This is a genomic window from Flagellimonas flava (assembly GCF_900129665.1).
GTDB lineage: Bacteria > Bacteroidota > Bacteroidia > Flavobacteriales > Flavobacteriaceae > Flagellimonas > Flagellimonas flava.
In genome coordinates this window covers 24209-36582 of the sequence record NZ_FQWL01000008.1, presented here as the reverse complement: position 1 = coordinate 36582, position 12374 = coordinate 24209, and the positions used below count along the sequence as shown (strand labels likewise).

14 protein-coding genes are annotated in these 12374 nt (G+C 42.0%); 2 read left to right on the top strand and 12 right to left on the bottom strand.

Translation table 11 applies throughout. The annotated features are described in order from the left end of the window. Positions 1 to 11: 11 nt before the first annotated feature. The 11 genes from ftsY to recR form a co-directional block, all read right to left on the bottom strand. On the bottom strand, positions 12 to 968 hold the full coding sequence (gene ftsY / locus BUC10_RS16180; RefSeq protein WP_073181592.1) for a signal recognition particle-docking protein FtsY: 957 nt from the start codon (positions 966 to 968) through the stop codon (positions 12 to 14). Between the two features lie 91 nt (positions 969 to 1059). Then, a complete protein-coding gene (locus BUC10_RS16175; protein WP_073181591.1) occupies positions 1060 to 1212 on the bottom strand; it encodes a DUF4295 domain-containing protein in 153 nt (50 codons plus the stop codon). Between the two features lie 7 nt (positions 1213 to 1219). Then, positions 1220 to 1402: a 50S ribosomal protein L33 gene (rpmG, locus tag BUC10_RS16170; RefSeq protein ID WP_073181589.1), complete on the bottom strand. Its 183-nt coding sequence runs from the start codon at positions 1400 to 1402 to the stop codon at positions 1220 to 1222. Between the two features lie 26 nt (positions 1403 to 1428). After that, positions 1429 to 1656, bottom strand: a complete 228-nt coding sequence (rpmB, locus tag BUC10_RS16165; protein ID WP_073181587.1) for a 50S ribosomal protein L28 — start codon at positions 1654 to 1656, stop codon at positions 1429 to 1431. Positions 1657 to 1729: 73 nt separating this feature from the next. Continuing rightward, on the bottom strand, positions 1730 to 2977 hold the full coding sequence (locus tag BUC10_RS16160) for a competence/damage-inducible protein A (RefSeq protein ID WP_073181585.1): 1248 nt from the start codon (positions 2975 to 2977) through the stop codon (positions 1730 to 1732). Then, positions 2978 to 3316 (bottom strand): Hpt domain-containing protein, encoded by a 339-nt coding sequence (locus tag BUC10_RS16155; RefSeq protein WP_073181583.1) that lies wholly within the window; start codon positions 3314 to 3316, stop codon positions 2978 to 2980. It abuts the gene before it with no gap. Continuing rightward, on the bottom strand, positions 3316 to 3927 hold the full coding sequence (locus tag BUC10_RS16150; RefSeq protein WP_073181581.1) for a fumarylacetoacetate hydrolase family protein: 612 nt from the start codon (positions 3925 to 3927) through the stop codon (positions 3316 to 3318). The genes BUC10_RS16155 and BUC10_RS16150 overlap by 1 nt, the downstream gene beginning before the upstream one ends. 24 nt (positions 3928 to 3951) lie before the next feature. Next, positions 3952 to 4728 (bottom strand): 3'-5' exonuclease, encoded by a 777-nt coding sequence (locus BUC10_RS16145; RefSeq protein ID WP_073181579.1) that lies wholly within the window; start codon positions 4726 to 4728, stop codon positions 3952 to 3954. 7 nt (positions 4729 to 4735) lie between these two features. Beyond that, a complete protein-coding gene (locus BUC10_RS16140; RefSeq protein ID WP_073181719.1) occupies positions 4736 to 5518 on the bottom strand; it encodes a carboxylesterase family protein in 783 nt (260 codons plus the stop codon). 66 nt (positions 5519 to 5584) lie between these two features. Continuing rightward, positions 5585 to 6925, bottom strand: coding sequence for a dihydrolipoamide acetyltransferase family protein (locus tag BUC10_RS16135; protein WP_073181577.1), 1341 nt, complete (start codon positions 6923 to 6925; stop codon positions 5585 to 5587). Positions 6926 to 7019: 94 nt separating this feature from the next. Then, positions 7020 to 7640: a recombination mediator RecR gene (recR, locus tag BUC10_RS16130; RefSeq protein ID WP_073181575.1), complete on the bottom strand. Its 621-nt coding sequence runs from the start codon at positions 7638 to 7640 to the stop codon at positions 7020 to 7022. Positions 7641 to 7716: 76 nt separating this feature from the next. Between recR and BUC10_RS16125 the strand changes: the two genes are divergently transcribed. Next, positions 7717 to 9204, top strand: coding sequence for a sodium:solute symporter (locus BUC10_RS16125; RefSeq protein ID WP_073181573.1), 1488 nt, complete (start codon positions 7717 to 7719; stop codon positions 9202 to 9204). Here BUC10_RS16125 and BUC10_RS16120 read toward each other — a convergent pair. Beyond that, complete coding sequence (locus tag BUC10_RS16120; protein WP_073181571.1) at positions 9181 to 9540, bottom strand: CoA-binding protein; 360 nt, start codon at positions 9538 to 9540, stop codon at positions 9181 to 9183. The two genes, BUC10_RS16125 and BUC10_RS16120, sit on opposite strands and share 24 nt — an antisense overlap. Before the next feature lie 346 nt (positions 9541 to 9886). Here BUC10_RS16120 and BUC10_RS16115 point away from each other — a divergent pair, with 346 nt between their 5' ends. Further along, positions 9887 to 12340 carry a TonB-dependent receptor gene (locus BUC10_RS16115; protein WP_073181569.1) on the top strand — a complete coding sequence of 818 codons (2454 nt, stop codon included), beginning with the start codon at positions 9887 to 9889 and terminating at the stop codon, positions 12338 to 12340. Positions 12341 to 12374: the final 34 nt, after the last annotated feature.

Genomic DNA, 12374 nt, shown 5'->3' with positions numbered 1-12374 from the left:
GGTTATGGGATTCAAACTTTAAAAAAAGAATCTACAAATTCATATTTATTGAAGACCTGCAAATCCTCAATTCCTTCGCCTACCCCAATATATTTTACCGGGATTTGAAACTGGTCTGAAATTCCTATCACTACTCCCCCTTTGGCCGTGCCATCCAATTTGGTGACTGCCAAACTGCTCACCTCGGTTGCCTTTGTAAACTGTTTAGCCTGTTCAAATGCATTCTGCCCCGTAGAACCATCCAACACCAAAAGGACATCATGTGGCGCATCTGGCACTACTTTTTGCATGACCCTTTTCACCTTGGACAGCTCGTTCATAAGATTCACCTTGTTATGAAGTCTGCCAGCAGTATCAATAAGTACCACATCCGCCCCGTCGGCTACAGCCGAGTTCAATGTATCAAAAGCTACCGAGGCCGGGTCGCTTCCCATTTTTTGTTTGACAATAGGAATATCCACACGTTCTGCCCAAACTTGCAACTGATCTATGGCTGCCGCCCTAAAGGTATCTCCAGCACCTAAAACTACCTTAAGTCCTTGTTTTTTGAACTGATGGGCCAACTTGCCAATGGTTGTGGTCTTGCCAACGCCGTTTACCCCCACCACCATGATCACATAGGGCTTTTTATCCTTGGGAACTACAAATTCTGTGTCCTCCCCAACATGCGTCTCGGATAGAAGACCAGCTATTTCTTCCCTTAAAATGGTATTTAATTCCTCAGTTCCCAGATACTTATCCCTAGAGACCCGCTCTTCAATACGTTCAATTATTTTCAGGGTGGTATTCACACCAACATCTGAGGTCACCAGTACTTCCTCCAAGTTGTCCAATACCTCATCATCCACCTTGGATTTTCCTGCAACAGCCTTTCCAAGCTTTCCAAAAAAACTGGTTTTGGACTTTTCCAAACCCTTGTCCAAAGTCTCTTTTTTATCCGAAGAAAATATGTTTTTAAATAGGCTCATATGCAATCGTCATCAAGCTTCAAAGATAGGAAAGTAAGTGCATAAAAAAAGCCGCTTAACAAGCGGCTCTATATATTGTATTACGAATGGGTTATTTTTTGTTCAACCAATCGTTTACCAATTCCGGTGCCATTACAGACTCCACAAAAGTATAAGCTCCCGTTTTTGGGGATTTCACCATTTTGATAGCTTTGGTCAACCTTTTGGATGAGGACTGAAGTGTTGCTACTGTTTTCTTTGCCATGGTCTACTTATTTAATTTCTTTATGAATGGTCATACGCTTCAAGATAGGATTGAACTTTTTGATTTCCATCCTGTCCGGCGTGTTCTTTTTATTCTTGGTGGTGATGTACCTTGAAGTACCTGGCATACCAGAGTCCTTATGCTCTGTACACTCTAAAATAACTTGAATTCTATTACCTTTCTTTGCCATTGTATCGTACTTAAAAAATTATCTCCCTATTTTTTGGATTTGATATCCTTTAAAACGGCAGAGATTCCTTTTTTGTTGATAATCTTTAAACCTCTCGAAGACACGTTAAGGGTAACCCAACGATCTTCTTCAGGGATGTAAAATCTCTTTTTAGAGATATTTACATCAAATCTTCTCTTGGTTTTATTGATAGAGAAGGAAACGTTGTTTCCAAACATTACCTTCTTACCTGTTACTTCACAAACTTTAGACATCTCCCTAACTTTTGAGTGATTTTATTGAGGCTGCAAATTTATGGCATTTATACGGGACGCACAAAATTCTTTTTCAGAAATTTAAAATTTCTTTCCAGAGCATTTCGAAGGCCTTGTTTACTGACCGTTTTACGATACGTTCCCGACTATTTCCCATGGTAAAACGCTGGGCAAAAGTACGTTCAGGGGTGCTGATAGCAATAAAAACCGTGCCCACATCTGCATCCGAGTCACCCTTGGTTGGCCCGGCATTGCCTGTGGTTGCAATGGCAAAATCTGATTCCATTGCCCGCTTTGCATTTGTGGCCATGGCCATAGCAACTTCTTCACTCACAACGGAATATTTATTCACCAATTCCTCAGGAACACCCAAGACCTTAATCTTGGTTTCAGTGGCATAGCTAACCAGACTACCCTTGAAATATGCTGATGCCCCCGGGATTGAGGTTATACGTCCTGCAATAGCGCCTCCAGTAAAACTCTCTGCGGTTCCCAAGGTAAATCCCTTTTGCGTCAACCATATTCCAATTTGACGTTCTATGGCATCTTCCTCCTCCTCCCCAAAAATAATGTCACCTATTACGGCATATAGTTTTTTAACTTCAGCAACGACAGCTTCTTCAATAGCTTCCTTATCGGTTCCCTTTGCCGAAAGCCGCAACCGAACCCTTCCCAAATTGGGTAGGTAGGCCAGTTTTATAAATTCGGGTAAATTATTCTCCCAGTCTTCAATTTTGTTCGCAATTGCACTCTCTCCCAACCCATAGGTGATTATGGTCTTATGGAAAATATGTGGGCGTTCAAATTCCTCTGTAATCTTGGGGATAACCCTATCTGTTATCAGGTGTTTCATTTCAAACGGCACGCCGGGAAGCGAAACAAAAACGGTCTCCCCCTTCCTCATCCAGATACCTGGTGCCGTACCATTGGCATTGTGGAGGACTTCAGATTTGGATGGAACCAAGGCCTGTTTTCGATTGAGGTCCGAAATGGGTGTGGAAATGTAGGTCTTGAAAAGTTCTTCTATATGCTGAAGTACGTCCTCATTTTTAACCAATCTATCCCCAAAAAACTCACAAAGGGTGTGTTTTGTAATATCATCCTTGGTTGGACCTAGGCCTCCTGTCATGATTACTACTTGAGATCGGTCACCAGCCTCTTCCAGTACTTGAAGGATTTGCTCCCTGTCGTCTTGTACAGAGGTAATTTGGTAGACCGCTACACCAATCTTGTTTAATTCCTTGGAAATGAATGCGGAATTAGAGTCCACAATCTGCCCAATGAGGATTTCATCCCCAATGGTGATGATTTCGGCTTGCATTTATAAGTTGAAGTCTTTTTGCAGTTCGGCTACCACCTGGAGTACATCTTTCTTTAGAACGGGAAATTTCTCCTCAATTTGGGTCATGTTGTCGGCATTCTTACCCAATGTCTCAATCTCCAGGGCTATGGCACGGGTTTGTTCCATTCCAAGTAAATCCACATTGGGTTTTATTTTATGGGCAAGCTTGTACACATTTTCATAATCCCTTTCAGCGATGGCCTTCTCCAAACCTTCCAAATCTATAGGAACTTCTTCCAAAAAAACGGAAATAACCGAGGTGATAAAATCTTGATCGCCCTCCGCCATTTCGTTAATCTTATCGAGGTTGTAAATCATTATCTCACATTAATTTCAAATACCTGCTCTCCTTCGAGTGTCCCTACAAGGTAATCATTTGGACTTACTTTACCAACCCCAGAAGGGGTGCCCGTAAAGAGAATATCGCCCTTTTTCAGCATAAAATAAGTGGAGACATGGGCAATTAACTCATCTATTTTCCACAGCATCAAGGAAGTATTGCCATTTTGTACATTTTCCCCATTTTTTAACAAGGAAAACCCCAGTTTGTCTATATTTTCGTACTTTTCTTTTTGTATCCATTTACCAACAACGGCCGAACCATCAAAACCTTTGGCTTTTTCCCAAGGCAATCCCTTGGCTTTTAACTGGGATTGTAAGTCTCTTGCTGTAAAGTCGATTCCCAATCCTATTTCATCGTAGTAGGTATGTGCAAATTGTTGGGCTATGTGCTTGCCCACCTTCTTGATTTTTACCAAAACCTCAACTTCATAATGTATATCCGTGGAAAACTCGGGGATATAGAAATCTTGTTCCTTGGGTAAAATAGCGGAATCCGGCTTCATGAACACCACGGGTTCTTGGGGACGCTCATTCTCAAGTTCTTCAATATGGGCCGCATAGTTACGGCCAATGCAAATCAGCTTCATAGTGCTCTGGTTTTGGGGTTAAATTTATGAAAGCTTATTATTCAGCTTGCTCAGCTTTAACTGGGTAAGTACTTTTTTTGTGTATAAGGGGAAGTCTGCATTCAGAATCCAGCCAAAATAGCCTGGCTCCTTTTCCATAACCTCATCTACCGTTTTTCCTTTGTGCTTGCCAAAAGCGAAAATGGGTCGGTCTTCTTTATCCACTCCAATGAATCCGGCGAAATCCAAGGATTGTTTTCTAGTTGTGAACTCAGAAAGCTTTTTAACATCATTATCCAATTCTGGGTAACGGTCTAACTGAGCCAAAAGCACTTCGTAGGTTGCCAAGGTATCTGCCTGTGCGCTATGCGCATCGTCCAGGTTTTTATCGCAATAAAATTTATAGGCGGCCTCAAGGGTACGCTTTTCCATTTTATGAAAAATGGTCTGCACATCAACGGAAACCATGTTTTTCATATCAAAATCAACATCCGCTCTTAACATTTCTTCGGCCAGTAATGGAATATCGAACCTATCCGAATTAAAACCGGCCAAATCGCTGTCCTTTATCATGCGGTAGATTTCCTTGGACAGCTCTTTGAACGTGGGCTCATTGGCCACCTTCTCATTAGAGATGCCATGGACGGCCACAACCTCAGCAGGTATGGGCATTTCTGGATTCACCAGCCAGGTTTTACTTTCTTTATTGCCGTTGGGAAACACCTTGAGTATCGAAATTTCAACAATGCGATCTTTGGCCACATTGATACCGGTGGTTTCTAGATCAAAAAAACAAATCGGCTTCTTTAATTGTAGTTGCATGAAGTAGTTATTTGGATTTGGAAAAGACCCAGGAGAGCAATTCGGGTTCTGCAAAAGCATTGTCCCAGCTGTTATGTCCGACTCCCGGATATATGGAATACTTGATATTGACCCCAAGATCTTCCATTGCCTTAACCATTTGGGCCGAGTATTTCTCCGGAACAACCTGATCGTCGTCCCCATGAAAAACCCACCAGTCAAGTTTTGTCAGTTTTTTACTGATTTTTGGGTTTGCCCCGCCACAAATGGGAAAAGCAGCGGCAAACATTTTGGGGTTTCTACGAACCAATTCAAAGGTCCCCATTCCACCCATGGACAAACCGCCCACATACCATCTTTTTTTATCCAATTTGTAGTTTTTCCTAAGGTGCTTCAAAAGTCCTTCCAACAACAACATATCGGCAGTAGGTTCGGCATTTTCGTAATAGATGAACTCCCTATTTGGAAAATCACCTTCAACATCGATTTTGGCCCATGAACTCCCAGCGGCACATTGGGGAAACACCACAATGGCCTCGTAGGAATCCCTGACCTCCTCCTTTAAGAACAAACTTGAGCCATGCACCAATTGTGCTTCATTGTCGTTACCGCGTTCCCCAGAACCATGCAAAAACAAAAGCAGAGGGTATTTTTTATTGGCATCATAATCTTTTGGCAATAATAGACGATACGGAAGGCTCTTTCCATCCTTAACAAATACTTTTTTTTGATAGGGTGAAGAATCCTGTGCGGTCATTTGGGTACAAAACAAAAAAAGGAATGTTATTCCAAGGGTGTTCAAAAGTTTCATGGATTGATGAATTGGTTTCATCCCCTAAAATAAGAATAGTGAAAAGAATTCAGGTGTTTTTTGGGCTTAGATTTCCCTATTCACGTCCCAAGCTTCCAAATAATCCGCCACCGTTTTTACAAACATCCCGCCCAAGGCCCCGTTTACCACCCTATGGTCATAACTATGGGACAAGAACATTTTACTTCTGATGCCAATATACTCTCCTTGGTCAGTTTCTATTACCGATGGCATTTTGCGAATTGCACCCAGTGCCAGAATACCTACTTGTGGCTGATTGATTATGGGTGTACCGAAAATACTTCCAAATGATCCTACGTTGGTCACGGTGTAAGTTCCATCCTGAACTTCATCCGGCTTAAGTTGATTGGTTCTGGCCCTGTTGGCCAAATCATTTACGGTCTTCGCCATGCCCACAAGATTTAACTGGTCGGCATTTTTGATGACCGGAACAATTAGATTTCCATCGGGTAAGGCCGCTGCCATACCCAAGTTGATGTTTTTCTTTTTGATAACCTTGTCCCCATCCAATGAGATGTTCATCATCGGATATTTCTTCAGTGCCATCGCCACAGCTTCCATAAATATTGGAGTGAAGGTAAGTTTCTCACCTTCCCGTTTTTGAAAGCTGTCCTTGTTCTTGTTTCGCCAATTTACCACATTGGTCACATCCACTTCCACAAAACTCTGAACATGTGCAGAGGTGGAAACACTTTCCACCATATGATGGGCGATTAGCTTACCCATTCTTGTTAAGGGGATGATTTCATCTCCACTAGCTACAGGTACTGGAGCTGCCTTAGGTTTTTCTTGGGCTTGCTTAGTCTGGGGAACCGGGGTTTTCTCAACCACAGGTACCGCAGTTTGAGCGCTACCATTTGCGGAACGATGTTCCAAAAATGCCTTAATATCATTTTTTGTCACTCTCCCTTCCTTCCCCGTACCTATAATGGCATCCAATTCTTCCATGGACACCCCTTCTTCTTTGGCAATGTTGCGCACCAAGGGTGAATAGAACCGTTGGGATTCTGAAAAGTTTGGGGTCGCTGCTGTTACCGTTTCCTGTACTTCGGCCATTTGGGTTTCGAGTACTGCAGCCGGTGCCTCAATTTGCTCCTCCACTTGGGGAGTTGCCTCAACCCCGTTTGCAGGAGATTCTAAAGCCTGGTCGGTCTGGATAACGGCCACAACCTCACCTACTTTAATAATGTCGTCCACATTGAACCGTTTTTCCAGCAATACGCCCTCCACTTCGCTGGGAACCTCGGAATCTACCTTGTCCGTGGCGATCTCAAATACAGCCTCGTCCATTTCAATGGTATCCCCTACTTCCTTCAACCAAGTAGTTAGAGTTGCCTCGGCAACACTTTCTCCCATCTGCGGTAATTTTAATTCAAATTTTGACATATTCTTATTTAACGGTCTTTTCTGGACTTATATTTTGCAAAAATAATAAAGAATTCCTCTTATTCTTAATTTATATGCATTTATTGATAATCTGTCAGCTTGCTTTTATAGAGTTTTCAAATGGTATTCTGTTCAAGATACTCCTACCCAATGTCACCTCATCCGCATACTCCAACTCGTCCCCTACAGCTATTCCACGAGCTATGGTCGAGGTGGTGACATCAAGGCCTTCCAACTGTTTATAAATATAGAAATTGGTGGTATCGCCCTCCATCGTGGAACTAAGTGCAAAAATAAGCTCCTTCACCTCCCCTTCCTTAACTCTGTTCACTAAGGATACTATGGATAAGTCTTGTGGGCCAATGCCTTCCATTGGTGATATTTTTCCACCGAGTACATGGTACAACCCATTATACTGGGAGGTACTCTCTATTGCCATTACATCACGTATATCCTCTACCACGCAAACCAAACTCTTATCCCTCTTATGGTTGCTGCAAATTTCACATATCTCGGTATCCGAAATGTTATGACAGCTTTTACAAAAGTTAACCTTGGCACGCAAGTCTGTCAATGCCTCCGAAAGCAGATTGGTTCGCTCTTCGGGCTGTTTTAGCAGATGAAGAACCAATCGTAGGGCGGTTCGCTTACCAATCCCTGGCAACTGTGACATTTCGTACACCGCATTCTCCAAAAGCTTAGATGAAAAATCCATTTCTTCAATTATGGCACAAAATTACGATTTTACGGTTACCAATTAACTTTTGTACTTTGCAATTCAAATTGCTCTTATGTCCGCAGTACAGATTCTCTTGCTCATCAGCGCCTATTTTTTGGTGTTGATGATTATTTCCTACTTCACAGGAAAAAACGACTCCAATTCAGACTTTTTTAAGGCAGGAAGACAGTCACCGTGGTACTTGGTGGCATTTGGAATGGTAGGGGCCTCCCTCTCTGGAGTAACCTTTATTTCTGTACCCGGGTGGATTGAAGCTTCCGAATTTGGCTATATGCAAGTAGTTTTTGGATACCTATTTGGCTACTTCGTTGTGGCATACGTGTTACTTCCGCTCTACTATCGTCAAAATCTTACTTCCATTTACGAGTATTTACTGGAACGATTTGGGAACGTTAGCCATAAAACCGGAGCTTTTTTCTTTTTCATTTCGCGGGTGTTGGGAGCCGCATTTAGATTGTATCTCGTAGCCATCGTGTTACAGCAATTTGTCTTTGATGACCTGGGTGTACGGTTTGAATTTACCGTGGTGCTTTCCATACTATTGATTTGGATTTACACCAACAGGGGAGGGATTAAAACCATCGTTTGGACAGATACGCTGCAGACCCTTTTCATGATACTGGCGGTTGTGCTGTCCATTATTTTCATTAATCGGGAATTGGAATGGAGTTTTGGGGAGTTCTTAGTTTCGGATGAACTTAAAAACTATGACAAATTCCTTTTTACGGATAGCCTTTTGGAGCGAAACCATTTTCTTAAATCCTTTATTGGAGGAATGTTCGTGACCATTTGTATGACCGGATTGGACCAGGACATGATGCAAAAAAACCTAACGTGCAAGACCTTGAAGGATGCTCAAAAAAATATGGTATCGTTTAGCTTGGTCTTGGTTGCCGTGACCTTTCTTTTCATGCTGCTTGGAGCTTTGTTGTTTATTTTTGCTGGAAAAAACGGGATTTCCATCCCACTAATGGATGGCAAACCAAAATCTGACCTGCTATTTCCGGAAATAGCTTTGAACAGCGGTCTGGGACTGACCCTGGCCATTACTTTTATGTTGGGACTTATTGCCGCTGCCTACAGTAGCGCGGACAGCGCATTGACATCGTTGACCACTTCTTTTTGTGTGGATTTTTTACATATTGAAAAGGAAAAGGAAGCCGATCAGAAAAAAATTCGGAAACGAACCCATATTGCCATGAGCGTTATGTTGGTGCTGGTCATCATATCCTTTAAATATATCTTGAACAGCAACGTCATTGACAGCTTGCTTACTGTGGCGGGTTATACCTATGGCCCATTACTTGGCCTTTTTGCCTTTGGTATTTTAACGAAACATGAAATACAGGACAAGTTTGTATGGTTGGTGAGCGGATTGTCTGTCTTAATCATATGGATGATTGCCAATATTCCAAAGGAATATCTTGGCGGCTATGTGGTAGGATATGAACTCTTGCCCTTGAACGGGTTATTAACCTTCTTTGGCCTTTGGTTGATTCGAAAAAAAAGCGCAGCCTCAAAATTGGCCAGTGGCCAATAATACCAAAGTGCAGGAATTTTCCACCTTTATTCCCGCTTTTGTAAGCATCTTATAAAACTCAGGATTTTCTGTTCCTGGATTAAAAATTACACGTTTCGGCTTCAAATCAAGGATTTGCTGATAGTATTCGGGTTGGCGCGTTGGATTGATGTACAAAGTAATGGTATGTACATTTTGAAAATCACTAAGGTTGGTTTTAATTTGTACTTTGGACACAGTTCCTTCCCTGACCCCAAATGCTACCGTTTCTATGTTGTTTTCCAGTAATCGGCGTATCGCAAGATTACTATATCTGCCTGGGTTAGTGGAAGCCCCAATAACAAGTGTCTTTGCCATTTGTTAATTTAAATGTTAAACTGAATTAATGATTGTAACTATTCAAAAAAAAACTCGTCTATTGTACATACGAAATTAGGCATTGGTAAGTCTGTATTTTTTTATAGTTAATGGTTAGTGTTTAGTATAGCTTATCAATGTATCAAGCCCTGGCGTTTCGGTCACTATCGAAAGTCAGGGTTTCTCTTTTCCCGAATATCGATTTTTGTCTTTTCAAAACTACCTCCCTTACAGTGCCTTAACATTTTTGCAATAGTTAAAATATGTTAAAGCAGAAATAATATGTAACATCCGCACTTGGATATCGTCTTGTAGACAACATCAATCAATCAAAAACGAACAACTCATGAAAAGAGTAATTCTTCTTTTTGCGCTTGTACAGTGCATTATTTTTTCTGAAAACGCATATGCCAATCCCGAGAACGAACCCCCAGTGGGTTCTATTTCAGGTACTGTAGTGGACAATGCGCTAAATCAACCTGTAGCCTACGCCGCCATCGTGGTTAAATCCGAAGATGGATCGCAGACCATTACCGGAGGAATCACAACCGAAGATGGAAACTTTGAGATCAAGAAACTTCCTGAAGGTTCCTTTGTGCTGGAGGTTCAATTTATTGGGTACAAGACCCATTCCCAAAAGCTGGTCATTACCAAAAAGAATCGAAAAGTAAACGTGGGCACCATTACCTTGATGGAAGAAACAGAAGAACTTTCCGAGGTAGAAGTGGTCGCGGAACGCACTACTATTGAACAGCGGGTAGACCGGAAGGTAATCAATGTAGGGAAAGACCTTACTACCGCGGGAGCAACGGCATCGGATATTATGAACAACATTCCCTCACTTAACGTGGATTCGCAGACAGGTGACATTACCATGCGAGGTAACTCCAATGTAAGGGTTATGGTCGATGGTAAATTGTCCAATGTACCTGTTGCCCAGTTACTACGGCAAATCCCATCCACTTCCATAAAATCAATTGAATTGATCACCAATCCTTCGGCAAAATACAATCCTGAAGGAATGAGTGGTATTATCAATATTGTACTGCACAAGAATGCCAATATCGGTTTTAACGGAAACATCACTACGGGACTTACCAAAGGTGTGGAGGCCAAGTTCAATAGTTCCATCGATATGAACTACAGAAGTGGAAAATTCAACTTTTATGGTAATTATGGCAACAATATTGGGAAATATGTCAATGATGGCTTTATCGACCGTTTGGATGAAAACTCACTCCAAGAATTTGATTTCTTCAACAACAACAAATCCCATTTGTACAAGGTAGGGGTGGATTTCTATTTGAATGATAAAAACACCATCTCGGTTTTCACCAATCAAAACATATTTGATGGAAAAGGTGAAGGCATAACTGCGGTGACCTACAACAATGATTTGGCTAGAAATGTAACCCAAATCTTTAGTGACGTCAGCGAGAACCATAGCGAACAGTACAACTTTGATTATAAATTGGATTTCAACAAAGAAGGTCACAACATTGAGTTGGAGGTAGATCACAATCGCTTTGAAAACGACCAAGATGCGAACTTTGATTCCACTGGGGCCAGTTTGTTTCCAGACTACATGGACTTTGTAGATACGGAGCGAACCCAGACCATTGCCAATTTAGACTATGCCAATCCTTTGGACAGTATTTCCAAATTGGAAGTTGGGGTGGAATCCAGGCTTTTTGAAACCAATGTGGGCTATACTTCCACTGGGCTTTCATTTAATTCTGGCGGGGATTTGATTCCCACACCCAGTACCGACTTTGATTACAATATGGATATCTACTCCGCTTATGTGACCTTTTCGCAAAACCGAGAAAAGTGGTCATATCAGGTGGGTGCGCGAATTGAAAACGTGGAGGTCAAAGCTGATACCAACAGGATTAGGGCTTTTACCGATAAGTATACGGAAATTTATCCTTCGGCATTTGTTACCTACAAACCGAACGAAAAAGACCAAATACAAGTTAGTTACAGCCGTAGGGTAGATCGACCCGGTTTGGATCAGGTCAACCCAATTCGAGAATGGGCAACACCACTGATCTCATCCTTCGGAAACCCTAGTTTGGTACCACAGTTTACCAACTCCTACGAAGCCAATTACACAAAGCGTATCAAAAATGGAAGCATCACTGCCGGCGTTTTCTACCGATCCATCTCGGATGAGATCAACCGAGCAGTATATGTGGACCGATTGGATTTCAACAGGCTTATTTTGACCTTTGATAATTTTGACAATACATCTGCCTATGGCTTTGAAGTATCCAGCAACTACAGGCCTGCTAAATGGTGGAACATCAACGGAAGTTTTGATTTTTACTCCCAGACCCAACGCGGTATTACGGAGAGTTTAAGTGGCAATAGCCCAAATCCCACAGAGAACGAAATCGAAGTGGAAAGGGTTGAAGTGGACAACACGGCTTGGAATATGCGATTGAACAATAGCTTCACCGTAAACAAAAAACTTACGCTACAGCTATTTGGATTTTATAGGGGTCAAAACAGGACTATTCAGTTTACGGCACGCCCTATGTATTTTGTGAACCTTGGCGCCCGATATACCTTCGCCCAAGGCAAGGGTACGTTTAGCGTAAACTACAATGATATTTTCAATACTATGCAATTTGGTTTTGACGGAGACCGTCCTTACCCGCAAAAGGGTGAATTCAATTGGGAGAGTAACAATCTCTACGTAGGGATGTCGTACCGATTTGGAAGCGGAAAGAACAGAGCCAAGCAACGTAAAAGAAGGGATAACAACACCAAGCAATCAGGTGGCGGAATCCTATAGTGAAAATCTTGATATTCCTTGCTAGAGTGTTGGT